The organism is Pseudoalteromonas sp. Z1A2, from assembly GCF_011378755.1.
In the GTDB taxonomy this organism is placed as follows: domain Bacteria; phylum Pseudomonadota; class Gammaproteobacteria; order Enterobacterales; family Alteromonadaceae; genus Pseudoalteromonas; species Pseudoalteromonas distincta.
The window spans coordinates 1-26,070 of sequence record NZ_WTKX01000018.1; the positions used below are offsets into that span (position 1 = coordinate 1).

At 39.5% G+C, this 26,070-nt stretch carries 21 protein-coding genes; 14 read left to right on the forward strand and 7 right to left on the reverse strand.

What is annotated here, in order from left to right:
- Positions 1–753: 753 nt before the first annotated feature.
- A complete protein-coding gene (glsB, locus tag GQR47_RS12930; RefSeq protein WP_002961081.1) occupies positions 754–1,677 on the forward strand; it encodes a glutaminase B in 924 nt (307 codons plus the stop codon).
- 36 nt (positions 1,678–1,713) lie between these two features.
- On the opposite strand, the gene GQR47_RS12935 is transcribed toward glsB, so the two are convergent.
- Positions 1,714–3,018: an inosine/guanosine kinase gene (locus tag GQR47_RS12935; protein ID WP_024597413.1), complete on the reverse strand. Its 1,305-nt coding sequence runs from the start codon at positions 3,016–3,018 to the stop codon at positions 1,714–1,716.
- Positions 3,019–3,196: 178 nt separating this feature from the next.
- On the opposite strand from GQR47_RS12935, the gene tadA reads away from it, so the two are divergent.
- Positions 3,197–3,712, forward strand: coding sequence for a tRNA adenosine(34) deaminase TadA (gene tadA, locus GQR47_RS12940; RefSeq protein ID WP_002961078.1), 516 nt, complete (start codon positions 3,197–3,199; stop codon positions 3,710–3,712).
- A gap of 2 nt (positions 3,713–3,714) precedes the next feature.
- On the opposite strand, the gene GQR47_RS12945 is transcribed toward tadA, so the two are convergent.
- A complete protein-coding gene (locus GQR47_RS12945) occupies positions 3,715–3,882 on the reverse strand; it encodes a hypothetical protein (RefSeq protein ID WP_002961076.1) in 168 nt (55 codons plus the stop codon).
- Between the two features lie 164 nt (positions 3,883–4,046).
- A complete protein-coding gene (gene mltF / locus GQR47_RS12950) occupies positions 4,047–5,555 on the reverse strand; it encodes a membrane-bound lytic murein transglycosylase MltF (RefSeq protein ID WP_024597414.1) in 1,509 nt (502 codons plus the stop codon).
- 211 nt (positions 5,556–5,766) lie between these two features.
- Between mltF and purL the strand changes: the two genes are divergently transcribed.
- The 4 genes from purL to GQR47_RS12970 all read left to right on the forward strand — a co-directional run bounded on the left by purL (position 5,767) and on the right by GQR47_RS12970 (position 12,926).
- A complete protein-coding gene (gene purL / locus GQR47_RS12955; protein WP_154903689.1) occupies positions 5,767–9,657 on the forward strand; it encodes a phosphoribosylformylglycinamidine synthase in 3,891 nt (1,296 codons plus the stop codon).
- A gap of 277 nt (positions 9,658–9,934) precedes the next feature.
- The gene (locus GQR47_RS12960) at positions 9,935–12,385 is read left to right on the forward strand and encodes a YdbH domain-containing protein (RefSeq protein WP_024595683.1); all 2,451 of its coding nucleotides are present in this window, start codon (positions 9,935–9,937) and stop codon (positions 12,383–12,385) included.
- A 2-nt stretch (positions 12,386–12,387) separates the two neighbouring features.
- A complete protein-coding gene (locus GQR47_RS12965) occupies positions 12,388–12,585 on the forward strand; it encodes a YnbE family lipoprotein (RefSeq protein ID WP_024595684.1) in 198 nt (65 codons plus the stop codon).
- Positions 12,586–12,596: 11 nt separating this feature from the next.
- The gene (locus tag GQR47_RS12970) at positions 12,597–12,926 is read left to right on the forward strand and encodes a YdbL family protein (RefSeq protein ID WP_002961068.1); all 330 of its coding nucleotides are present in this window, start codon (positions 12,597–12,599) and stop codon (positions 12,924–12,926) included.
- A 48-nt stretch (positions 12,927–12,974) separates the two neighbouring features.
- On the opposite strand, the gene GQR47_RS12975 is transcribed toward GQR47_RS12970, so the two are convergent.
- Both GQR47_RS12975 and waaA read right to left on the reverse strand, forming a co-directional pair.
- Positions 12,975–13,523, reverse strand: a complete 549-nt coding sequence (locus tag GQR47_RS12975) for a DUF1415 domain-containing protein (RefSeq protein ID WP_024595685.1) — start codon at positions 13,521–13,523, stop codon at positions 12,975–12,977.
- Entirely contained in the window at positions 13,520–14,818 is a 1,299-nt protein-coding gene (waaA, locus tag GQR47_RS12980) for a lipid IV(A) 3-deoxy-D-manno-octulosonic acid transferase (RefSeq protein ID WP_165723899.1), read from the reverse strand. Before waaA ends, GQR47_RS12975 begins: the two co-directional genes overlap by 4 nt.
- A gap of 182 nt (positions 14,819–15,000) precedes the next feature.
- On the opposite strand from waaA, the gene GQR47_RS12985 reads away from it, so the two are divergent.
- On the forward strand, positions 15,001–15,591 hold the full coding sequence (locus tag GQR47_RS12985) for an SIS domain-containing protein (RefSeq protein WP_002961065.1): 591 nt from the start codon (positions 15,001–15,003) through the stop codon (positions 15,589–15,591).
- On the forward strand, positions 15,591–17,030 hold the full coding sequence (hldE, locus tag GQR47_RS12990; protein ID WP_024595687.1) for a bifunctional D-glycero-beta-D-manno-heptose-7-phosphate kinase/D-glycero-beta-D-manno-heptose 1-phosphate adenylyltransferase HldE: 1,440 nt from the start codon (positions 15,591–15,593) through the stop codon (positions 17,028–17,030). The genes GQR47_RS12985 and hldE overlap by 1 nt, the downstream gene beginning before the upstream one ends.
- Before the next feature lie 248 nt (positions 17,031–17,278).
- On the opposite strand, the gene GQR47_RS12995 is transcribed toward hldE, so the two are convergent.
- Positions 17,279–18,784 carry a capsule assembly Wzi family protein gene (locus tag GQR47_RS12995; RefSeq protein ID WP_050582113.1) on the reverse strand — a complete coding sequence of 502 codons (1,506 nt, stop codon included), beginning with the start codon at positions 18,782–18,784 and terminating at the stop codon, positions 17,279–17,281.
- 211 nt (positions 18,785–18,995) lie between these two features.
- On the opposite strand from GQR47_RS12995, the gene GQR47_RS13000 reads away from it, so the two are divergent.
- A complete protein-coding gene (locus tag GQR47_RS13000; protein ID WP_024595689.1) occupies positions 18,996–20,069 on the forward strand; it encodes a hypothetical protein in 1,074 nt (357 codons plus the stop codon).
- Positions 20,066–21,151: a glycosyltransferase gene (locus tag GQR47_RS13005; protein WP_024595690.1), complete on the forward strand. Its 1,086-nt coding sequence runs from the start codon at positions 20,066–20,068 to the stop codon at positions 21,149–21,151. Before GQR47_RS13000 ends, GQR47_RS13005 begins: the two co-directional genes overlap by 4 nt.
- Before the next feature lies 1 nt (position 21,152).
- Here GQR47_RS13005 and GQR47_RS13010 read toward each other — a convergent pair whose 3' ends face one another.
- Positions 21,153–21,881, reverse strand: coding sequence for a 3-deoxy-D-manno-octulosonic acid kinase (locus tag GQR47_RS13010; RefSeq protein ID WP_024595691.1), 729 nt, complete (start codon positions 21,879–21,881; stop codon positions 21,153–21,155).
- Positions 21,882–22,003: 122 nt separating this feature from the next.
- Between GQR47_RS13010 and GQR47_RS13015 the strand changes: the two genes are divergently transcribed.
- The 4 genes from GQR47_RS13015 to tdh all read left to right on the forward strand — a co-directional run bounded on the left by GQR47_RS13015 (position 22,004) and on the right by tdh (position 26,054).
- Positions 22,004–23,062, forward strand: coding sequence for a glycosyltransferase family 9 protein (locus tag GQR47_RS13015; protein ID WP_024595692.1), 1,059 nt, complete (start codon positions 22,004–22,006; stop codon positions 23,060–23,062).
- Positions 23,062–23,625 (forward strand): D-glycero-beta-D-manno-heptose 1,7-bisphosphate 7-phosphatase, encoded by a 564-nt coding sequence (gmhB, locus tag GQR47_RS13020; RefSeq protein WP_024595693.1) that lies wholly within the window; start codon positions 23,062–23,064, stop codon positions 23,623–23,625. Before GQR47_RS13015 ends, gmhB begins: the two co-directional genes overlap by 1 nt.
- Positions 23,626–23,784: 159 nt before the next feature.
- Positions 23,785–24,978: a glycine C-acetyltransferase gene (locus GQR47_RS13025; RefSeq protein WP_002961055.1), complete on the forward strand. Its 1,194-nt coding sequence runs from the start codon at positions 23,785–23,787 to the stop codon at positions 24,976–24,978.
- 50 nt (positions 24,979–25,028) lie between these two features.
- Entirely contained in the window at positions 25,029–26,054 is a 1,026-nt protein-coding gene (gene tdh / locus GQR47_RS13030; RefSeq protein ID WP_024595694.1) for an L-threonine 3-dehydrogenase, read from the forward strand.
- Positions 26,055–26,070: the final 16 nt, after the last annotated feature.

The following is a 26,070-nucleotide window of genomic DNA, read 5'->3' on the forward strand; positions in this document are numbered from 1 at the left end:
TTCATCACCTGCTCCGAATTTATCATTGAGCAGGTATTTTTAGATAATCAGAACATCGATGCTAGGTGTGGTTCGCTAGACGCTTACAACTCAGTGGCGAAATAAAGTAGTTCTAAAGCGAACCCCGCAGAAGGACGCCCCGACACAAAGATAGTGTAGCATTTGCTATGTGCCTCTCCACCGCTGTGGCACTACGACATTACCAATATTTAATTAAGAGAAACCCGTTACAGTAATGTGACGGTTTTTTTGCTTTCTGAAATTTTGTAAATAGTCCATGCCGAACTCAGTGGCGAAATAAAATAGTTCTAAGGCGAGCCCCGCAGAAGGACGCCCCGACACAAAGATAGTGTAGCATTTGCTATGTGCCTCTCCACTGCTGTGGCACTACGACATTACCAATATTTAATTAAGAGAAACCCGTTACAGTAATGTGACGGGTTTTTGCTTTTTGAAATTTTGTAAATAGTCCATGCCGAACTCAGTGGCGAAATAAAATAGTTCTAGGGCGAGCCCCCGCAGAAGGACGCCCCGACACAAAGATAGTGTAGCATTTGCTATGTGGCTCTCCACCGCTGTGGCACTACGATATTACCAAGATTTAATTAAGAGAAACCCGTTACAGTAATGTGACGTTTTTTGCTTTTTTTAATTAAGAAAAACATCCCCCATTAAATTCAACAACAAAACTAGTTGCGTTTATTCGCGCGTGCTAAAATCCAATTTTTATGAATGATGATATAGAGGTCTAGTTTGCCTACAGCTGATTACCAAAAGGTGCTTGATGAAATAGCACATGAAGTACGCCCTTTATTATCACAAGGAAAAGTAGCTGATTATATACCAGCCCTTGCAGAGGTCGATCCTGAGCAATTTTCTATCGCTATTTATACAACTGATGGTAAGACTGTATGTGCGGGGGATTGCTCTCAACGTTTTACCATTCAGTCTGTTTCAAAAGTTATGACACTTACTATGGCACTGCAACGCTATGGTGATGAACTTTGGCATCGAGTTGGAAAGGAGCCTTCAGGTACTGCCTTTAATTCGCTTACACAGCTTGAGTTTGAAAAAGGGATTCCTCGTAACCCTTTCATAAATGCAGGCGCAATTGTAACGTGTGATGCGTTATACAGCCGCTTATCTGCACCAATGCACTCTATGCTCGAGACCTTTAGGTTGTTAGCTGGTAATAGAGGGATAGTGATTGATAAAAAAGTCGCTAATTCTGAGTATGAATTTAGGCATCGTAATGCTGCTATGGCACATTTAATGAAGTCGTTTGGTAATTTTGAAAATGAAGTCGATGATGTTTTATGGTCTTACTTTAACTTTTGTTCTATTGAGCTCAACTGTATTGAATTAGCCAAAGCTTATAATTTTTTAGCAAATAAAGGTGTTGATAATCGATCGGGCGATCGTGTTTTAAGTAGCCGTCAAAATAAGCAGCTTAATTCGCTATTATTTACCAGTGGCTTATACGATGCTGCGGGGGATTTTGGTTACAGAGTAGGTATGCCAGGTAAATCGGGAGTGTCAGGGACTATTTTAGCCGTGTTACCAAATAAGTTTACGGTAGCTGTTTATTCTCCGGGACTTAATTCGTTTGGTAATTCGGTTGCAGGAATTGCAGCGTTGGAACTGCTATCTAAAAAGCTCGATATTTCTATTTTTTAGGAAGTTGATAGGGAGCAATGATTGCTCCCACCGTTATTATTGTTCCCAATAAACCTGTTCTAAGCAGTCTTCGCGTTCTGGTAAACCGCGAGATAAACGAGGAGAGTGCTGAACTAACACTTCATAACTAGCTCGGTTAGCATATTTACTAATTTGCGATAGTGACGAGTAAGTAATAGCTTGTTGCTGATGCTTAGCAGAGTTTGCCACATTAAGTTTATGATAAACATTTGCTGATAAGTCATGTAGCACAGCCGCTAAAGCACAATCGCCTGCACCATTGGTGTTTTTGATTGAATCAGGTCCACCCATAAATGGGGCTGTATGGCTATATGCTCTGATAGGCTCATCACACTGGGTTTTACGCATAGCACGTGAAAATTCGTATCGATTAAAATCAGGTATGGCGCCTGGTAATAATGGATATTCGGTTTCACGCTTTAAGCTTTCGTCTACGTAGCCGGCCATAAATAAGCCTTTTTCGCCAGCGGTGCAAATTACCAAATCTACCCAATCAAGTGCTTTATCGGCAGCTAGAAGAGGGTCTTCAAAACCTGTAATAGCTAACCCTTCTTCTTCGTTCATAGCAAGAATATCAACATGCTTTTCAACAAAGTTTGCCCACCAGGTCGGGTCTTGTTCAATTAAGAATTTAGTTCCGAGTGTAAGAACAACTGGCACACCTGCATCATTAGCGTATTTTACCGCTTGCATAGTCGCTTCAGTCATCGTTTCACTACCTTGCGTACGCATGAGGTAGGCACTGATCACTAATGCTGATGAATTTTCAATAAGGTTTTTATCGATAGATTCAGGACGTAAGTGATTCATTAGGCCCGCACTTATCGCAAAAGTACGCTCACCGGTTTCATCAATTAATGTAAAACAACGACCTATAGGCCCATCTACTGGTTGGAGATAGTTTAAATCTACACGGCTTGAGGTATTACATAAAAAGCGGTAAGCATAGCTACCTATTTTTATATTTTCGCTCATTACGCCTAATAAAACTGAGCGATCATCTGCAAGTACAGAGTAGTTGTGCATAGTGTTACCAATGGTCCCACCGGCAAACTCAAAATCAACCATATCGTTTAATTTTAAACGATCGTATAAGGCGTTCGTTATGTCGCTATCAATAACTTGTGACATACCTCTACGTAGTTGAAATTCGTCAAGGAAAGCTTGATCAACTTTTGCCTCTATATCAACAACGATCTGATCGATACCCGTAATATAACTACGTTGTAATCGCTCTGTTGCGTTAAGTTGATTAGTAAGTGGATCTTTGGCTTCCACTGGAAAATAATGTTTATGCCTGCGGCGTCCAGGAAATTTCATTTGCTACCCGTGTTGTGAGCTAAATAAAAAAAGCGTGAGATTATAGCGTAAATCCACACTAGTGAGCCATTACAAACAGGTAAATATCGTTTTATTTTTGCAATAAAGTAATGAATGACGCACTTTAGAGTGCTAACTAGGTATAATTACAGCATAAAAAGTTATTTAAGTAGAAAGAATGAACGAGCCATTTAATGATTCCTACTGGATGGAGCAAGCGCTTTTGTATGCAAAGCAAGCAGAGTTGCTTGATGAAATTCCGGTTGGAGCAATTGTAGTAAAAGATAACCAGTTAATTTCAGTGGGGTACAACCGCTCAATAACGGATAACGACCCATCAGCCCATGCGGAAATGATTGCAGTGCGAGAAGCTGGAAAAGTACTTAATAATTACCGCTTAATTGATTGCACACTATATGTAACGTTAGAGCCTTGCTCTATGTGTGCAGGACTGTTGGTGCATAGCAGAATAAAGCGTTTAGTATTTGGTGCCCTCGATGCTAAAACAGGGTCTGCAGGTTCAATTATGAACTTATTACAAGAGCCGAGGTTAAATCATCAAGTTGAGGTGTGCGGTGGTGTTTTGGCACAGCAATGCGGTGATACTATTTCGAATTTTTTTAAGCGTAGAAGAGCGCAAATTAAAGCAGCTAAGAAAGCTGCTCGTGATGAACAAATAAATAAACCTAGCTAAAGTTAACTAGCGATTGGCTCTATTTCTGTTTCAGCCATTTGCTGCATAGCAAACATTCGGCGGCGCCAGATGATTTTTTTGTGCAGTTTTCTTAGCATAACACGACGACGTGTGGCTGTTGAATAAATCACATTGCGTTTTAATTTTTGTGTGCGTCTACGTTTTAGCATGTTTTCTCCTAATGCAAGAGTGAGAAAGGCGCAGGGTATATCTTATAAAATAATAATATACAAGTAATACACATTAGTGATCATTTGATGACAAGTAAACAGATATTTAATTTACTTAAATTTTGCTTACTGGTTTGCTCAAAAAACTGATACCTATATAAATCTTAGTTATTGTTTTCACTTGGTAGTTCGGGCTCAATTATAGGCTGTTTTTTTTCTGTTTGCGCTTCATCTTTGTTACTTTTATCGTCACTTTCTTCATTTAAGTTTGGCTCGGTATCAGTGCTCTGCTCTGTGATTGGTTCTGGCTCAGACTCTACAGCAATAGCATTATTCTCATCTAGCCAAACAAGTGCATCGTAATAGCGACGAATATTATCAACATATTTAACCGCTACATCGCCACGCGCATAACCATAGCGAGTTTTACGGTAATAGCGCTTTTTAATTAACAGCGGTAAGCGTTTTTTTACATCAGCCCATTTATCAGGGCTTGCGCCTTGCTGCTCGGTAATTATACGCGCGTCGTTAACGTGCCCCCAACCTACATTGTAAGCCGCTAGTGCAAGCCATGTTCTATCAGGTTGAGGAATTCTATCAGGTATACGCTTAATCAGTTTACTTAAATACTTACCACCACCGCGAATATTTTGCTCTGGCTCTAAGCGGTTGGTAACACCTACTTGTTTTGCTGTACTGCGGGTTAGCATCATAATACCGCGAACGCCTGTTGGCGATTTAGCACGAGGATTCCACATAGATTCTTGATAGCTAAGTGCCGCTAATAAACGCCAATCAAGGCTACCAGCATATTGTTCAAACCATGGTTGGTATGTTGGTAAGGTTTCTTTGATAGCTTCGATATAAGCAAGGGTATTTACATAGTTAAATTGGCGTACGTGGCCAAAGTATTTTTCTTCAAGTACGTAGAGCTGATTACTCTGTTTTATATCGCCAAAAAATGGCACTAATAAGGAATATAAAGAATCATCTTTTGATTTATTAAGTATCCATGCAATCGGGTCGTTATGACTAACAGAAAAACCGATACTTAAATTTGGATGATAACGGCGAAATAACGATAGCGTATGTGTATCAGCGAGTGTGTAATCAATCTCGCCATCAATAACTGCTTGAAGTAGTTCTTCTTCATCAAACTCTTCGCTTTCTATCCAAGTAAGATCTGGATTGTTTTTTTTCATTTTTTGCAGAGTAAGCGAATGACTACTTTTAGCGATAACAGTAAAGTTGCCATCTAAGTCGGCAAACTCTCGAGGACGAACACGTCCTTGCTTATAAACTAATTTTTGGCTGATTGTTCTGTAAGTTGGTCCATAACGGTATTGCTCTGCACGGGTTTTATTATAGGTAAGTCCTGAGGCAATTAAATCTAAATCACCGCTTTCAAGGCGTTCAAACATATCGGATAAGTTAAAAAATGGCACTATTTCAAGCTCTACACCTAGATATTCAGCAAATGCTTGAGATAGCTCATATTCAAAGCCTTGTTCACCTTGAACGGCTTGATAATAATTACTAGCACTTGCAAGTGTACCCACACGTATTTTGTTTTGTTCTTTTATTTGGGCGAGTTGAGTTGGCTGCTCTTGCATATCACATGCACATAACAGCATAACTAAAGTAATGATTATTATTAGTTTTTCTTTGAACATTGAGTGCCCCTTAAGCTCGCCAGCCACCGTTATAGCAAAACTAAGCCATCGCGTCACTTTACCTTTTATTTTATTAACCAAAAGAGGCTATAAATAAAGCTAAAAAGTTAATTTTATGAAAAGCGTAATTTTGAGTTAAATCTGAATGCTAATTGGACTATAATGCGTGCCTAAAATATCGTTCAATCCCTAACCCCGGATGAAATTACCTATGTTGATCCTTCGTGGTGCACCAGCACTTTCAGAGTTCAGAGTTAATAAAATTTTAGCGCGTTGCCAACAATCGCAACTTCCAGTCACTAACGTATACGCCGAGTATACTCACTTTGCCGATTTAACATCGCCGTTGAGTAGCTCTGAGCAAACCAAGCTTGAAAAACTATTAACTTACGGTCCAACTATTGCTGAGCATACCCCAGCTGGCAAACTTGTACTTGTTACACCTCGCCCAGGTACCATTTCACCTTGGGCATCTAAAGCTACCGACATCGCCCACAACTGTGGTTTAAAGCAGGTTCACCGTGTTGAACGCGGTATTGCTTATTATGTTGAAGGTGATTTAAACGCAGAACAACTTGCACAAGTAACTGCGTTATTGCACGACCGCATGACTGAAGCCACACACAATGAACTTGAAGATGCGGCTCAGCTGTTTCGCAGTGATGCCCCACGCCAAATGTCGTCTGTCGATATTTTAGGTGGTGGACGCGAAGCACTAGCAACAGCCAATGTTGAGCAAGGCTTTGCGCTTGCTGATGACGAAATAGACTACTTAGTAGAAAATTTTACAAAGTTAGGACGTAACCCTAACGACATCGAATTGTTTATGTTTGCACAAGCGAACTCAGAGCATTGTCGCCATAAAATATTTAATGCTGACTGGACAATCGATGGTAAAGAGCAGCCAAAATCGCTGTTTAAAATGATTAAAAATACGTTTGAGCTAAATCCTGAAAATGTATTGTCGGCGTATAAAGATAACGCGGCAGTAATGAAAGGCTCAAAAGCGGGTCGCTTCTTCCCAAATGCGCAAGGTGAATATGCGTATCATCAAGAAGACATTGAAATACTAATGAAAGTTGAAACTCATAACCACCCAACAGCTATTGCGCCATTCTCAGGTGCTGCTACAGGTTCTGGTGGTGAGATTCGCGATGAAGGCGCAACTGGTCGTGGCTCTAAGCCAAAAGCAGGGTTAGTTGGCTTTACTGTATCAAATTTACGTATTCCAGGTTACGAGCAACCGTGGGAAAGCGATTTTGGTAAGCCGGGTCGTATTGTAAACGCACTTGATATAATGACAGAAGGTCCACTAGGTGGCGCTGCATTTAATAATGAGTTTGGTCGTCCTAACTTATTAGGCTACTTCCGTACTTACGAAGAAAAAGTAACAAGCCATAACGGTGAAGAAGTACGTGGTTACCATAAACCAATTATGCTTGCCGGTGGTTTAGGTAATATTCGCTCTGATCATGTTCAAAAAGGTGATATTCCTGTAGGCGCTAAATTAATTGCGCTAGGCGGGCCTGCAATGAACATTGGTTTAGGCGGTGGTGCTGCATCAAGTATGGCCTCAGGTCAGTCAAACGAAGATTTAGACTTTGCTTCAGTACAGCGCGAAAACCCAGAAATGGAACGTCGTTGCCAAGAAGTTATCGATAAATGTTGGCAGCTAGGTGATGAAAACCCAATCGCGTTTATCCATGATGTAGGTGCCGGCGGTTTATCTAACGCGTTTCCTGAGCTTGTTAATGATGGCGGACGTGGTGGTAAGTTCCAATTACGTAGCATCCCTAACGATGAGCCAGGCATGGCACCACACGAAATTTGGTGTAATGAATCACAAGAGCGTTATGTACTCGCTGTTGGCGTAGAGGACTTTGACCGCTTTGAAGCAATTTGTAAGCGCGAACGTGCCCAGTACGCTGTTATTGGTGAAGCAACAGCTGAACCTCACTTAACTGTGTCAGACAGCCACTTTGAAAATAACCCTGTTGATTTGCCGCTGGACGTATTATTAGGTAAAGCACCTAAAATGCACCGCGATGTAACGTCAAAGCAAGTTGTTGGCAAAGCGCTTGATATCACATCAATAAATGCAGCAGATGCAGCGCAGCGATTAATGCGTTTACCAACCATTGCAGAAAAAACATTCTTAATAACAATCGGCGATCGCTCAGTTACGGGTTTAGTAGCGCGCGACCAAATGGTTGGTCCTTGGCAAGTACCTGTTGCTAACTGTGCTGTAACTGCGGCAACGTATGATACTTACCACGGTGAAGCTATGTCACTCGGTGAGCGTACTCCGGCTGCATTACTTAATTACGGTGCATCTGCTCGTTTAGCTGTGGCAGAGTCGTTAACTAATATTGCCTGTGCAAATATTGGTAGCCTTGAAAACATTAAGTTATCGGCAAACTGGATGGCAGCAGCGGGTCACCCAGGTGAAGATGCTGGTTTATATGAAGCTGTTAAAGCCGTAGGCGAAGAGCTTTGTCCTGCGCTTGGTTTAACGATTCCTGTAGGTAAAGATTCTATGTCGATGAAAACGACATGGAAAGATGAAGGTGACTCACAAGAGAAGTCAGTAACATCGCCGCTTTCACTGGTTATAACTGCGTTTGGTCGTGTTGACGACGTACGTAAAACAGTAACGCCACAACTGCGCACAGATAAAGGCGATACATCGCTTATATTAGTTGATTTAGGTGCGGGTAAAAACCGCATGGGCGCATCAAGCCTTGCACAAGTTTATAAGCAATTAGGTGATGTAACCCCTGATGTTGATAGCCCTGAGTTATTAAAAGGCTTCTATAACGCAATGCAAGCACTTGTGGCTGATAGTAAGTTACTTGCTTATCATGACCGCTCAGATGGTGGTTTATTTACCACAGTAGCTGAAATGGCGTTTACGGGTCATACCGGTGTAACTGTTGATTTAGCAGCTTTAACAGGTTCAGACATTGAAGCGCTTTATAACGAAGAGCTAGGTGCGGTAATTCAAGTTGCTAATGCTGATTTAGATGCAGTAAATGTGGTGTTTGAACAACATGGTATAGCAGCCATTAGTCACAACATTGGCACGCTTAACAGTGATGATACGATTATATTTAACCGTGGCGAAAATACGGTACTTAATCATACGCGTACTGAGCTTCGTACTATTTGGGCTGAAACAACGTATCAAATGCAAGCGCGCCGTGATAACCCTGAGTGTGCTAAGCAAGAGTTTGATGCTAAATTTGATGCAAAAGATCCAGGTTTAAACGTAAAACTTAACTTTGATTTAAACGAAGATATAGCAGCGCCATACATTGCAACCGGTGCTAAACCGCAAATGGCTATTTTACGTGAGCAGGGTGTTAACTCTCATTTAGAAATGGCGGCAGCATTTAATCGCGCAGGTTTTGCAGCCGTTGATGTACACATGAGCGACATTTTAGAAGGTCGTTTAACACTAGAGCAATTTAAAGGTTTAGTGGCCTGTGGTGGTTTCTCATACGGTGACGTACTTGGTGCGGGTGAAGGTTGGGCTAAGTCTATTTTGTTTAACGACATGGCACGCGATCAGTTCCAAAACTTCTTCCACCGTGAAGATACCTTTAGCTTAGGTGTATGTAACGGTTGCCAAATGTTATCAACGTTAAAAGAGTTGATCCCTGGTACTGAACATTGGCCGCGCTTTGTAACTAATAAATCAGAACGTTTTGAAGCACGCTTTAGTTTAGTAGAAATACAAGAGAATCCGTCTGTGTTCTTTAACGGAATGGCTGGCTCGCGTATGCCTATAGCGGTTTCTCATGGTGAAGGTCATGCTGAGTTTGCAAACGATGCAGCCACTAAAGCGGCGCTTGATAGCGGCACTGTAGCGGTTAAATTTGTAGATAACTACGGTAACCCTACAACGCAGTACCCAGCGAATCCTAATGGTTCTCCAGAAGGTATTACCGGTATTACGTCAACTGATGGTCGTGCCACTGTAATGATGCCGCATCCAGAACGTGTATTCAGAAGCGTTGCCAACTCTTGGCACCCAGATGAGTGGCTCGAGGATAGCCCGTGGATGCGTATGTTCCGTAATGCACGTAAAAACGTAGGTTAATTATATTTACGTTTATACAAGTTAGATTCATAATCTTACTGTAAAATAAAAAAGGCTGCATTGTGCAGCCTTTTTTGATTATACCAATCTGCTTATATATGGGGTCTATTTAACGTTAAAAAAATTACGCTAGAACTAGGCAAAAGTTTTTATATCTAGTTGTTCTAAATAAAAAACTTTTAACGACGTTATAGTGCAATTTAATTCGTTAAATTGATCAAAGATTTATGCAGGTTGGTATTAGTATAGCTAAAAGCACAAAGCATTTAAGGATAGTATGTTTAAGCGAGTTGGTTTAATTGTTGGCGTTTTATTACTAAGTACCTTACTGCTTGGTTATGTATTTCGCTTGCCTTTATTACAGTGGGCTATAGCGCCTGAGCTCGAAAAAGCGGGTGTCACATTAAACTGCCTTGATTTTTCAATCACGTCTAGCTTAAATATTCATGCTGATAAAGTGTGTGTAAATTATCAAAATCAACAATTACAACTGACGGATATTACTGCAAATACAAAGCGTGTAGATATTGAAAATGCAGTGCTAACAGTTAATCCACTCCCTAAAAGTGATAATGCTAATCAGCTTGCTAAAAATCTCGATTTAGCACTTCCCTTAAATCGCCCATTAATCAATATTAAACAGCTTGTAGTAAAAAGTGATGAGCTCAGTAAGCCACTTAAAATAAGCATATTAGAACCCGAACTAAATAAATTTAATGTCTCAGGTGATATAAACGCAAGTGCAATTTTGACTGCTAATAAAGTAAGGGGTCAGTTTGAAATTAATGACACTTTTTTAAAGCACGTTATAAACACTAAAAATACATTAATAGCAGATTTTAACTTTAATACTCAGCAAGCATTTAGCTTTGATGGTATAGAACTTGAGTTAAATGGCGATATTAGCTCCCAGTTTGCTCACACGTATGAGCAGTGCAAAGTTAACGTATTAACCACTGGTAAATTGGCGACGCGTTTTAATTTAAATAGCCAAGCGTTAATGTTTAATACCGATTTGCTTAATAACAAAATTAATTTAACACCAAGCTGTACTGAGTTAATTCCACCAAGTGAATATGCAGGCTTTATTAGCAAACAAGTTCCTTTAAATTGGCAACTTAAACTCCCTCAATCAATTAGCTTAGAGGCTAGTGGGTTGAGGGTACCTGCAATTAATTTGGTAAGCGTGGGCGATAAGCAATTTGATATTTTAATAACAGATACAACACTAAATATTACATCTCCATTTGAAGACTTACAGTCAACTTTGTCAGCTCAAATAAATACACCCGATATAAATAATATTAACGTTAATGCTCAGTTATCTGGCGCTGCAATTATAGGCGATTACGCCGTTGTGCTTGAAAATTTACCTGAGTTTGCACCTGCAACAGCGGATGGGCTTAGCCTTAGTGGTCACTTTAATATAAGTGAGTTTATAGACTTAAAACCCATTGGGCTTATAAATGCTAAATTAACGCTTAATAGTGTAGATGCGTTTGATATAAGTGCAGTGCAATACCAAGGTGATTTAACTGCAAAAATGGATAAACAGTTAAACACAGAAGTAACGTTAACGCAGCAATTAAAAAGCGCAGAATATAAAGAATTTAAAGGCACAGATATAAGTAACACATTAACAGCAAATGCTAATTTAGGCGTAGGTGAGTTATTTGCTGATCTAACAGCAAAAACGAATATAAAGGCTGTTAATAGCCCCGACATAAAACTTAATAATATAAAAGTAGAGTCTACGGGCTTGCAAAGCCGTGCACTAAAAGCTACGCATCACGCATTTATAAATAATGTTGAGTTAGTGATAAATCATCATATGTCGTCGCAAGCTCATCCATTTGAAGTGGTTATTCCTGAACAAAGTGCGCTGTCGTTAAATGCGTTTATTAGTCAATTTGAGCCACTTGCACAGTTAACAGAGGGCGAATTTAATGGCTATATTAGTGGCGATATAAACTTACAAAATGCACTGTTCAATATAGGGATTAGTCATACAAGTGCATTGTATAACGATTACCTTGCGAGTGATTTAAGCAGTACATTTAGCGGGGAATATAATTCAGGTAAGCTTAATGTAATACCAACTAACTTTAATTTAAATGAATTTAGAGCCGGTGCCGTAGTTAAAACTATTAAAGGTCAATGGCAAGTTAATAACAATACCGCGCTTATAAATGATGTAAAAGGAAGTGTGTTTGGTGGCGAGTTTTCATTAGATAGCTACACAGTAGGGAAGCCAAACCAAGTTGCTAATGTTAAGTTTGAAAATATTGATGCAAGCAAACTTGTTACACTCGACGATAAGTCGGGCATTGTATTAACGGGACGCTTGGCGGGGTCTTTACCGGTTCACTTTGATAGTGGAAAAATTGAAATAATTGACGGTAGCTTATTTAGCCAAGGAACAGGTAATTTAAAAATTACCAATAATGCCGCTTTTGATTCAGTAATGCAGCAACAGCAAGAGTTACAACCTGTGTTAGGGCTATTAACTAATTTAGATATTCAAAAACTTAATAGCAGTGTGGCACTAAAAAATGATGGTTGGTTAAAACTAGGGGTTAATTTGCAAGGCTATAATAAAGCAGAGCAGCAGCAGGTTAACTTTAATTATAACCACGAAGAAAACGTATTTACACTTTTACGCGCACTGCGTTTAAGTGACGAAATTACACAAAAAGTTGAGCAACAATACTCACAAAAAGGAAACTAATAATGAGACAGTCGTTATTGATAAAAGTACTGCTCGCGCTGAGTGCTATTAGTACACTAAGTGCTTGCACGCATCGTGTTGAGGTGTCTGCTAAAGAACCCATTACTATTAATTTAAATGTGAAGGTCGATCACGAAATTCGCGTAAAAGTAGATAAAGAACTCGACAATTTATTTAGTGACGACAGTGAGTTATTTTAAGGAGCTAGAACATGAATACGAAGAAAAAATTAAATATTATTACGTTAGTTAGTGCAGTATGTATGTCTTTCTCTGCTTGGGCTATTAGCCTTGATGACGCTAAAAACCAAGGTTTAGTAGGTGAAGATAGCTCTGGTTATTTAGGACTTGTTGTACAAAACGCAGAGGCAAAAGCCGTTGTTGATGACATAAATGCAAAGCGTAAAGCGCAGTACTTAAAGCTCGCTAAAAAGAATAACTTGTCGCTTTCACAAGTAGAAGCACTTGCTGCCGCTAAAACAATTGAAAAAACCCAAAGTGGTCATTACGTTGAAGTAAATGGCAACTGGGTTAAAAAATAAGCGTTTGTTATTGTCTTGTTCTGCACAAACCAAAATAAAACCGAGCATTTAAGCGCTCGGTTTTTTACAGCCTTCAAGTAACTGCTGCCAAAAACCAATCCCCTTACGCCTTGCTAGATTTATATTATGCTCAGGAATAGATTCAGGCTCGTTATAACTATCAAGTGCTTCGCTCATACTTGCTTCGCGGATTAAATGCAATGTAGGAAAGGGCGCTCTATTTGTGTAGTTTGCGGCATCGGTTTCATCACTGTCAGCAAATACGTAATCAGGATGAAAATTAGCGATTTGATACTTACCTTCAAAGCCTTGCGCGACTAAAAGTGCATTAGCTAAATCGACCAAGTCTAAAAAGTCTTCAAAGTCACTAAAGCCATTGTCAAACATGATAAGGGTTGTTTCGCGCTCTGGTTCACGGTCAAGCTCAACACATTGCTCAAGCATATCCATTACAGCATCATCCATGCTCGTTGCAGAGCTTACTATGTAATGAATACAGTTATTTTCCACTTCTTTACGTGCAAATGGGCAAAAGTTATATTTAACAATAACAGATGACACCCATTCACGGGTTTGGCTTATAGCTATGTTGGTCACGGTTTTGGCTCTAAATATTGATTAATAATGTTAAGTGTTTTTTGTATAGCACCTTGGTTTTTAGCTACGCATTGCGCAGCTTTAATACCTAAGGTTTGGCACGCTTTTGTGTTTTGGCTAAACGTTATAAGCTGCTTTGCGAGTTCGTCGTTACTATCAACCATTACAGCACCTTTGAGCTTTGTTAGCTCGGGATAAACATGGTCAAAATTGTATGTGTGTGGACCTGTTATTACACCTACCGAAAACGCTGCTGATTCCAGTGGGTTATGCCCACCTCTGCGAATTAAGCTGCCACCAATAAAGCTCACATTTGCAGCGCCATATAAACACTGTAATTCACCAAGCGTATCAGCAAGGAGTATTTGCTCATTATTATAACTATTTTGGCTACGACGGCTAAAGCTAAGTGGGCTTTGCGTTAAAAGCTCTGCCACTTTGTCAAATTGCTCTGGATGGCGCGGGGCAATTATAAGTAATGCGTTCGGTTGCTTTTTTAGTAATTCTTGATGGGCTAAAAGTACCAGCTCATGCTCAACAGGATGTGTTGAGCCTGCCACCCATACAAAGCGTTCATCGTTATTGTCTTCATTACTGTTATAAAGCTGTTTAAGGTTGAGTACTTTAGCTAGTTGCTCTTCACTTGGTGTTATATCAAATTTTATTGAGCCTGTTACATGGCTTTTTGAAGCTTCAAGACCAAGTTCAATAAAGCGTGTAGCATCTGTTTTATTGTGACTCGCAAGTACCGTAATTGAGCGCATAATAATATGCGTTAATTTAGCGACCTTTTGATAGCCCTGCAGTGACTTTTCAGAGAGTCTTGCATTGATGACAAGCACTGGTATGTTTTTTTTGTGGCTTATCGCCATTAAATTTGGCCATAGCTCGGTTTCTAAAATACATAATGCTTGTGGCTTTATACGCTTTAAAAATCGAGCCGTCGCAAACGGGAAATCGATTGGTAAATAGCTACACGCTACAGTATTTTTAAACTGGCTAAGTATTTGCTCTCTGCCTGTTGGAGTATTACAGGTTATAAGTATATTTAAATTTGGATGCACTTTTTGCAAAGCTTTAATAAGTGGCGTTGCGGCAAGTACCTCGCCAACAGAAGCACAATGAAAAACTAAAGGTTTAGTCTTAACCGTAAATAAAGACTTACTGACAAACCCAAAGCGCTCTTTAAAGTGTGCACGATAGCCTTGGTTTTTTTTACCTCGTAAAATATAGAGATAAAATACAATCAGTGGGCTAATAATAATTAATGCGAATGAGTAAAAAATGCGTGCCATACTGATCTTTCTTAAAGGGAAGTGGCGTTAGTTTACCGTGAAATAGCCGTTTTCTAAACAGACTCGTTATAAAATATGGTCTGGGTTCAGTTATAACCCGATAAAATACACACAATTAAATAAAATTATGGAATAATGAATTTAATTTTTCCTGCCATTTCAGTTCCAAGAGGAATTTTTTCATGTCAATTATCGATTCAGTGGCAACTAGCTACGTTGAAACATTAAACCGTCATCAGGCATTATTTGAAACGATGGAGGCTTATCATCAAGAATCTATGCAATTGTTAGAAGCATGCCATAGTGCATTACAAGCTGGTGGCAAGATTGTTTGGTTTGGTAACGGTGGTAGTGCAGCAGATGCACAGCATTTAGCTGCAGAATTTGTAGTGCGTTATAAATTAGAACGAGGTCCGCTTGCCTCAATGGCATTGACCACCGACACCTCAATTTTAACAGCGCACAGCAACGATTATCACTTTGATACGGTATTTGAACGCCAAGTTCAAGCGCTATGCAAGCCAGAAGATTTAGTTATTGGTTTAACCACATCAGGTACTAGTAACAATATTAATTTAGCATTAGAGGCTGCAAATAAACTAGGCGCTTTTACTGTTGCATTAACTGGACGTGATGGCGGTAAAGTAAAAGACATTGCTAAGTTACCTATTATTATAAAAAATGACGAAACAGCACGTATTCAAGAAGCTCACATGTTTATAGGTCACTGGTTATGTGAAGCCATGGATATGGTTGTTGCGGAGCAGCAGTAATGGATTTATCGTTATTAAAAAACTTATCAGCGGCACGAATATTAGTTGTTGGCGATGTAATGCTAGACCGCTATTGGTATGGTGATACAGGTCGAATTTCGCCAGAAGCGCCAGTACCGGTTGTTAAAGTAAGTAAATTTGAAGACAAAGCCGGTGGCGCAGCTAACGTTGCAAAAAATATAGCGCGTTTAGATGCAAAAGTTGGCTTATTGGGTTTAATTGGTGAGGACGAAAGCGGGCAGATTTTAGAGACCATCCTAAAAGGTGAAAAAATAAGCTCACAATTAGTCAGTGTATGTGATTTACCGACTATTTCAAAAATGCGTGTTATTAGCCGCCATCAACAACTCGTTCGCCTTGATTTAGAAGAAACATTTACCGAGCAACACAGCCAGCTTTTATTAAACCGCTTAGAGCTTGTACTTGATGAATACGACTTCATTGTGTTTTCTGATTACAGCAAAGGATCTTTAAGCTTAATTAAAGAAATGGTAAGCCTTGCTAAGGGCGCCGGAAAAACCGTTTTAATTGACCCTAAATCGCCAGACTTACACTTATACGAAGGTGCTGATTACATTACGCCTAATTTACATGAGTTTAAGTTAGCGGGTGGTCAAACCGATTCAGAAGCAGCTTTAGCAGCAAGTGCGCGTGATTTAATAAGCAAAAATGGCATTAAAGCTATGTTACTTACGCGTTCTGAGCAAGGTATGTCGCTTATTAGTGCAGATGAAAAATTTGATTTTGCAGCGCAAGAGCTTGAAGTAAGCGATGTAACCGGGGCCGGTGATACGGTTATAGCTACACTCGCGGTTATGCTTGGTGCTGGCATGGAACCTAAAGATGCTGTCGAAATTGCTAATTTAGCCGCAGGTATCGTTGTGAGTAAGTTTGGGGCTGCAACTGTCTCGCCAGAGGAGCTAAGCCGCAAGCTTGGTCAGTATTTACATACTACGGGTGAGCATTACCAAACACCATTTGATGATGTACTTCAGCATATTGAATTTGCAAAACAAAACGGCGAAACCATTGTATTCACTAATGGCTGTTTTGATATTTTACATGCGGGGCATGTACGTTATTTAGCGCAAGCTAAAGCACGAGGCGATAGACTCGTTGTTGGATTAAATAATGATGAATCAATTACGCGTTTAAAAGGGGCAGAACGCCCTATTAACCCACTAGATGAGCGTGCGATGGTACTTAGCGCACTTTCATCAGTTGATTGGGTTATTCCGTTTGGTAGCTTAGATGAAAACGATACTCCCGCTAAATTAATTGAGCAAATAAGCCCTGATATTTTAGTTAAAGGTGGCGACTACACCGTAGAGCAAATAGCGGGTGCTGAGCATGTACTTCGCCATGGCGGAAAAGTTGAAGTGCTTGAATTTTTAGATGGGTGCTCAACATCAAAAGTAATTAGTAAAATTAAACAGTAATACCAATTTTATTAAAAACATGATCATTTTAGCGTATTAAATAACTCACTAACTACGTTAAAAACTATTTATATAGAACAACTATGTATCATAATTTTAGCCTTGTTATTGAGCTGTTTTCTTATCGCTATAATAGAACACTAATTTAATGCAATTGGTATAATTACTGATTTAAGTTTGCTTAAAAAATACAAAAAAGGGATGAAAACAGTGTTTTCATCCCTTTTTATTTTTAATAAAGTAACTTACTAAAAATTTAATTCATACTTAGCAAATGCTGATGTATCGTTTTCAGCACCGTCATTGTTAGATGCAAAAGCACCTAAAGTGACTCGCCCTCCCATAGAAAGCATTCTATAACGAAGCTCTAATTGCTTACTATTAAAGCCTGTTTTAGTAATTGTATTTCCTAAGTCAGGATTATTAGGATAAAGGTCACGGTTATCGCTGTTGTAATCAACACTGCGTAATTTTACCTGCCAATCGTCTCCATTAGATAACTGACCTAATAGGGTGAAAACAACTGACTGTGCATCGTTATCATAAGTAGAGCCAATAGTGCGACCGTGGTAACGGTAACCCGATTTGTAATCTGAATGCTCATAGTAACAATTTTCAACTATTGATTCAGCTTGACATGAAACACCTGTATCTATGTACTCTACATTTATTAATAAGTTTTGATCATATACACGTTGTGTTGTCTGTACACCATACAAATAGGCTCTATCGGCTGGCTTAAACTGCGAACTGGCATCTTCTCCAATCGTACTGGCATATACAGCATAAGGTTGGTTGAAAAGTGTATCTGACCAGCGAATATCTATGCCTGCTAATTGATTACCTATTTTTGACTCTAATTGGCTATCACAACTAACATTGCCATCAATACATGCTGTTTGCCCAGTTATGACATCAATAAAATCACCTGCAGAGCCTGGTTGGCCGTCTCCTGCCCATTGTGCAGACCAGCTAACAGCAATTTCTAATTGTTGTATTGGGCGTATATTTAATCTACTGCTCCAAAGTAAAGCATCAGGAATTACACGTGTAGACTCAAGTTTAGCCATTTGTGCGGTAAAGCCCCATTGACCAATCCAGCTTAACCATGGTGTTTCAAAAGCAGTACTTTTTTCTCTGGTTACACTTAGTGCAGGTAAAGGTTTCGCATTACCAGACATAATTAAGCTGTTATCAACACCAGGTCCCCAAAATTGCTCAACAGCACCGGCTCTAAAAATCCAGTTACCTAAACGGTAAGCTAAGTAACTATCGTCAAGTGAGGTATCGTTACAATCGGTTAAAGCTTGCTCATCGGTAACTATATCGTCAGTCGTTTTTCCATCAACTAAACATTTTTTACCGTCGCTTCTGTAATTTATAGCTACTTTAGCTGCAAAGTTATCGCCTAAATAAGCGTAAGCTGCTGAAAGCTCTGTTTCTTGTGTATTTGTTGCACCAAAGCTTGTTGCTATGATCGGATCTGTGGCTGCAAAAGCTGATAATTGAAGACTATGCGAGCTGCTATTTTCTGATTTATATCGATGCTTAACGCGAAGTAAAGCATCTTGCAAGCTTGGAGATAATTGCTCAAGCGGCATGCTTTGCAGATCACTTATAAAACTTTTCCACATAAGCGGATAGGTAGTTACAGGAGCTAAAATAACACCGGCATCAGCTAATTGTTGAATATCAGCTCTAAGACCGTAATCATCGGGTTTTACCCATGGTTCAGCATTAACTGACGCGCTCATAGCGCAAAAAAGAGTAGAAAGTAGAAAAATTCTGTTTCGCAAAGTTCAGATCCTTGTGATTTAGATTGCGGCTAAGTTTATCAACCTAAGCTTGTTATTGCAGTAAATAATCAAATTTATAGAGCTAATTTAATATATTAAAATGTAACCTAGCTATCGTAATAAGTATCTGATTGGTATACTGGAGTTCAAATAGGAAATTGAGAATGTAATGAGCAACAAACGACTTTTATTTATTCCCGTATCATCACCAGAAGGCATTGGTGAATATATGCGCTCGTTGTTGTTGGCTCAAAGTTTAAAGGCAGAACTTACTGATTCTCTCGATATTCACTTCATACTAAACAAGCATACAAGCTACGCAAAAAAGTGTCCTTTTGAAGCCACATTGCTTGAACACTCAGCGACTAAAGAGCTTGATTCTGTTTGCGACTTTATAGAGCAATTTAAACCTGACGTCGTTGTTTTTGATTGTGCAGGACGTGCAGGGCATATGAAAGCGGCTAAAAAAGTAGGCGCTAAAGTTATATTTATTTCTCAGCATGCAAAAAAACGCGCTAAGGGATTGAAGCTAAACAGGATTAATTTAATTGATACACATTGGGTTGTACAGCCTGATTATTGTATTGAGCCACTTACATGGGCTGAAAGTGCGAAGTTAGACATATTTCCCTTGGCACACCCTCGTAATGTAGGCCCTTTTGTTGCATTTGCTTCTTGTGAGCAAAAACGTGATGTTTTAAATCGCTATAACTTAGTATCTGATGGCTATTTTATTGTTAATGCGGGTTCTGGCGGGCATATATTAAATAATCTTAATTGTGCTGAGGTTTACTTTAAAGCCGCGCTTAAAATTACTAAGCATACTGGTTTAAAAGCAGTTGTTGTGTTTGGTGCAAATTATAATAAAGCAATTCCTAAAAGTGATGAGGTTACTTGTTTATCAAGCCTGCAAGGAACCGAATTTTTGGCATTAATGAGCCAAGCTAAAGTCGCATTACTTAGTGGTGGAGATACTTTATTGCAAGCAATTGCAGTTCAAACCCCTGTTGTGGCATGTGCTATCTCAAAAGATCAAAATACACGTTTGGATCATTGCGTTAATGCAGGTGTTGTAATAAAAGCGAATCTTGATATTGATGAAATTACAACGAAAATAGCTCAAGTTATTACCGAGCCTTTTTATAGTGAATTTATTGGTAAGTATAAGCAACTCGATAGTACACATAGCTTCGACGTGATCACTACTGGCATAAAAAATATGCTTGTAGGAGATCGCTTATGAATATAGTGATTGTAATTGATTCACTAGTAGGTGGTGGTGCTGAAAAAGTAATGCTTACTTTGGCTGAAAAAATGGCGAAACTACAGCACAATGTCACTATATTATCTCTTGCGAGCAACGCTGAGTATGACATTCCTGATATAGTTAAAGTTGATAGCCTTTTTCCTGATAGAGCATCTAAAGTAGATAGATTCTGGCAGCGAAAAAATAGTATTTTGCGATTAGAAGCGTGGTTTGAAAAAAAACAAAGCGAGATTGGCAATATTGACCTAGTGCTTTCTAACCTTGATAGAAGTAATAACTTGCTCGCGCTTAGTAATATCAAAAATGTTCACTTTGTTATTCATAACTCCGTCAATTCAGAACTTGCCCGTCAAAAAAAGTTAGGTCCATTTTCATATTTATACCTTAAAAAAAGTAAGCAAAACTTAAATGGTAAATCACTTATTTGCGTATCAAAGGGTGTTGAAAAAGAAATAACACAAGGGGATTTAATTAACCCAAGTGCAATCGCGACTATTTATAACCCGTTCGATTTTGAAAAAATAAACCAACAAGCAAATGAGAAAAATAACGACATCCCAAATGAGCCTTACTTAATTCATGTAGGAAGGCTCGCCAAACAAAAACGCCACGATATATTATTTGCAGCATTTGCAAAGCTTGATAAAAAATACAAGTTAGTCCTTTTATGTAATAAACCTGCAAAAGTGTTAAAGCTTGCACAGCAATATGGCATAGATAAACAGTTAGTAGTGCCTGGATTTCAACAAAACCCGTACAACTGGATTAAGCATGCCAAAGCTTTAGTTTTGAGCTCTGATTTTGAAGGGCTGCCAACGGTATTAATTGAGGCTTTAGCGGTGGGTACTCCGGTAGTTAGCACTAATTGTACATTTGGACCAAGCGAGATATTAACAGGCGAGCTGAGTAAATATTTAGTACCCGTTCAACAAAGTGAGGCATTAGCCAATGCCGTTAAGCAGGTGCTAGCAGATAAGCCAAATGTAGAAAACGCAGATATTCTAAAACAAGTACAGGCAGAGCAGGTTGCTCTGCAGTATTTAGCATTGGCTAACTAAGTTAACTTATATTAGCGAGTGTTTTGAGGTAGTTGCTGTGCAGAGTTTTCCAGTCATTCACTTGCCAATTAAATACATCATTTCGAGCTTGCTCTTTTAAAAATGAGCGCTCAAGGCGTGCCATATTACTTTGTTGCCACTGTGGGTTCGGCGCTCTTATTTCACCTCTATCAAAGTCGATAATATACACATCACCAGTATCATCAAACAATATGTTATTAATGTTTAAATCGGCGTGATACACACCTTTTGAATGAAATAGCGCGATTGTTTTAGCAATGCGCTCCAACTCATCTTCAGTCAATGGGCGTTCAATTAATATATCGAGTACACTTTTAGCACCTTTAACAGCCTCGGTAATAATATCACCACGGTAAATTAATCCGCTGTGGGTTACTTTAGCTGCAACAGGGGTTGGTACGTTTAAACCAAGCTCTATAAGCTTACTCATTAAGCTAAACTCTTTAAATACGCGGGTTTGTTCAAGTCCTGGGTATAAATATTGATCGCTTAGCAATTTACCCACTAAGCCACCGCGCCAATAATGCCTAAGTACGGCTGTTAATTCGTCTTGCTTAAAAAACCACGCAGTTGCTCGACCTTTTTTAGCGCCCACAATTTTATTTTGTTGTTGCCAATAATTTGCATCAAACCAATCGAGGGTAATTTGGCTTGTGTATTTAGGGTGGCTTAATAGCGTGTGATTGCCTTGCACGTGTTGTTTAAACATAGCTCTGTGTAATTGCTAAATAATGTGTCTATATTAGCGCGTTTTAAAGCGCAGGATAAGTGCTTGCAATAGCGTGATTATAATTTAAGATCGGCTTTTGTATTTAATACCTAAGGGAATGTGTGACTCAAGCTCCTAATTATTCATCTATTTGTATATTAAGACTCTCAGCCATTGGTGACGTATGTCATGGTGTGAGTGCTGTACAAGCCATTCAAAAAGCACACCCGAATGCGAAAATCACCTGGGTAATTGGCAAAATAGAAGCCATGTTACTTGCTGACTTACAGGGTGTTGAGCTGGTGGTATTTGATAAAAAGCAAGGCAAAGCAGCGCTTAAAAGCTTAAAGCAACGCTTCAACAACCAAAAGTTTGATGTGCTTCTTAATATGCAAGTTGCATTAAGGGCTGGGTTTGTAGCGCGTTGTATTCCTGCAAAAGTAAAAATAGGGTTCGATTGGGCTCGTTCAAAAGAATTACATAGCTTATTTATTAATAAACGAATAGAGCCACAAGCTCAGGCGCACGTTCTTGAAGGCTTTAAAGGTTTTGCAAAAGCCATTGGTGTTTCTGATTATAAACCGAGTTGGAACATGCCATATACCGAGCAAGACCAAGCGGTTGCAGATGAGTTACTAACACCAGAATACCTAACTAATAAACTATTAGTAATATCGCCCGCAGCTAGTAAAGCGCAGCGTAATTGGCTCGCTGATCGTTATGCCACATTGGCTGATTATGCAAGCGAGCAAGGCTTTAAGGTGGTATTGACGGGTGGTCCAACAGAACTTGAAATTAACCTAGCAAATAGCATTATTGAGCACAGCAACACGCCTATTTTAAATTTAGTAGGTAAAACAAAACTCAAAGAGTTGTTGTGCGTGTTAAAGCGTGGCAGCTTAGTGCTTGCGCCCGACACGGGTCCTGCGCATATGGCAGTAACAGTTGGTACGCCGGTTATTGGTTTATATGCTCATTCAAACCCAGCACGCACAGGTCCTTACTTATACCAAGATTACGTGGTTGAGGTTTATCACCAAAACTTGCTTAAGCAAACAGGTAAAACGGCTGAGCAAGTAGCGTGGGGGACACGCGTAAAAGGCGATGATCTAATGAGCCAAATTACAGTTGATGATGTAAAAGCGATGTTTGACCATGTTGTACAAAAAGAGTCTTTGTAATGAATGCACAACAAAAAAATAAAGCGCTTTTTTTAGACCGAGATGGCGTGGTAAATGTTGATCATGGTTATGTGTATCAAAGTGATAAATTTGAATTTATTGACGGTGTTTTTAGCACTTGTAAAACATTTTATGATGCAGGCTATAAAATCATAATCGTCACTAATCAATCTGGAATTGGTCGAGGTTATTACACCGAAGCTGATTTTTTAGCACTGACCGAGTGGATGAAAGACCAGTTTAGTGCCCACAGCATTGCAGTTACCGATGTGTATTTTTGCCCGCATCACCCTAAAAAAGCGCGCCCTGAATATTTGAAAGAGTGCAGTTGCAGAAAGCCTGCGCCAGGAATGTTATTACAGGGCATACAAGAGCATAATATCGACCCTGTTTGCAGTATTATGGTGGGCGATAAGCTCAGTGATATGCAGGCTGCGAAAAAAGCGGGCATCACTACACGCGTTTTAGTGCGTTCAGGGCAAAGCTTTGACCAAAGCGCTAAGCAAGAAGCTGATTTAATTATCGATTCTATAAGTAGTTTACCTGCACTTTTAAAAACATAAATAAACAGCCTGTAAACTGGCAGGAATTCCTTCCAACTGAGGGCGTTTGCGACGAACTGCAAACCGTGCATTTTACCCATTAAACTTTTACAATACCCCGCATAATAAACAGCCGCGAAAGTGCGGTTGTTTACCCGTTCAAATATATGGAGAACCTAGATGAGAGCATCTGCTTTTTTTAGCCAGCTACAACAGCAAATTGAAGACGTAAAAACCGAAGGTTTGTATAAAAACGAACGTATTATTAAGTCCCAGCAGCAAGCTCAAATCGAAGTTGCATCAGGTAAAGTAATCAACTTTTGTGCTAATAACTATTTAGGTTTAGCTAATAGCCCAGAGTTAATTGAAGCGGCGCAGAATGGTTTAAATAATCATGGTTTTGGTGTGGCTTCAGTGCGTTTTATTTGTGGCACTCAAGATATCCATAAAACACTAGAGCAAAAAATCAGTGCGTTTTTAGAAACAGAAGATACTATTTTATATTCTTCATGTTTTGACGCAAACACAGGTTTGTTTGAAACTATTTTAGGCGCAGAAGACGCTATTATTTCTGATTCATTAAATCATGCATCAATTATCGACGGTGTACGTTTATGTAAAGCTAAGCGTTTTCGTTATGCAAATAACGACATGGCTGATCTTGAGAAGCAACTTATTGCAGCAGACGAAGCCGGTGCTAAAACTAAACTAATTGCTACCGATGGCGTGTTTTCTATGGACGGCGTTATTTGTAATTTAGAAGCTGTGTGCGACTTAGCCGATAAATATGATGCGCTTGTAATGGTAGATGACTCTCACGCAGTTGGCTTTGTTGGCGAAAACGGTAAGGGTACACCTGAGTACTGTAATGTATTAGACCGTGTAGATATTATCACCGGTACATTAGGTAAGGCGCTGGGCGGTGCTTCAGGTGGTTATACATCAGGTAAAAAAGAAATTGTTGAATGGTTACGTCAGCGTTCACGCCCATACTTGTTCTCAAACTCATTAGCGCCTTCAATTGTTACTGCATCAATTAAAGTACTTGAAATGCTTGAAAATGGCGGCGAGCTTCGCGCTAAACTTTGGTCAAATGCTAAATATTTCCGTGAGCAAATGGAAGCTGCTGGTTTTACGTGTGCAGGTAAAGATCATGCAATCATCCCAGTAATGCTAGGAGATGCCAAAGTAGCCTCGTTAATGGCTGATAAGCTACTTGCTGAAGGTATTTATGTTACTGGTTTTTCATTCCCTGTAGTACCAAAAGGGCAAGCGCGTATTCGTACACAAATTTCAGCGGCACATAGTATTGAGCAACTCGATACAGCTATCGATGCATTTACCCGTATTGGTAAAGAAATGGGCGTTATTTAATTTTATTTTAAACCGAAGCCTTGCTTCGGTTTTTTAATTGAGTGTGGATTATGAAAGCATTATCAAAATTAAAAGCAGAACCGGGCATTTGGATGACAGATGCACCAAAGCCAGAAGTAGGTCATAACGACTTACTGATTAAAATTCGCAAAACAGCTATTTGTGGTACCGACGTACATATTTACAAGTGGGACGAATGGGCAAGTAAAACCATTCCAACGCCTATGGTTGTTGGCCATGAATATGTTGGTGAAGTCGTTGATATGGGCCAAGAAGTTCGTGGCTTTCAGGTTGGCGACCGCGTATCTGGCGAAGGGCATATTACGTGTGGGCATTGTCGAAATTGTCGTGCAGGGCGTGTACATTTATGCCGTAATACAACGGGTGTAGGTGTAAACCGTGAAGGTGCGTTTGCCGAATATTTAGTTATTCCTGCATTTAACGCATTTAAAATTCCAGATAATATTTCTGACGAACTCGCTTCTATTTTCGACCCATTTGGTAACGCAGTTCATACCGCACTATCGTTTGACTTAGTTGGCGAAGATGTACTTATCACTGGTGCAGGCCCAATTGGTATTATGGCAGCAGCTGTTGCAAAACATGTTGGTGCTCGCCACGTTGTAATTACCGACGTAAACGAATACCGCCTAGATTTAGCACGTAAAATGGGGGCTTCACGCGCTGTAAACGTTGCCAATGAAAAGCTTGAAGATGTAATGAAAGAGCTAGGTATGACAGAGGGTTTTGATATTGGCCTTGAAATGTCAGGTGTGCCAAGCGCGTTTAATTCAATGCTTAATAATATGAACCACGGCGGTAAAATTGCCATGCTGGGTATTCCACCATCTGATATGGCAGTTGACTGGAACCAAGTTATTTTTAAAGGTTTAGTGATTAAAGGTATTTACGGTCGCGAAATGTTCGAAACGTGGTACAAAATGGCAAGTTTGATTCAATCTGGCCTAGATTTAAACCCAATCATTACACATCAATATTCTGTGGATGACTTCCAAGCTGGCTTTGATATGATGATTTCAGGTCAGTCAGGTAAAGTAATTTTAAACTGGGATTAGTTCCTAACTAAATTAC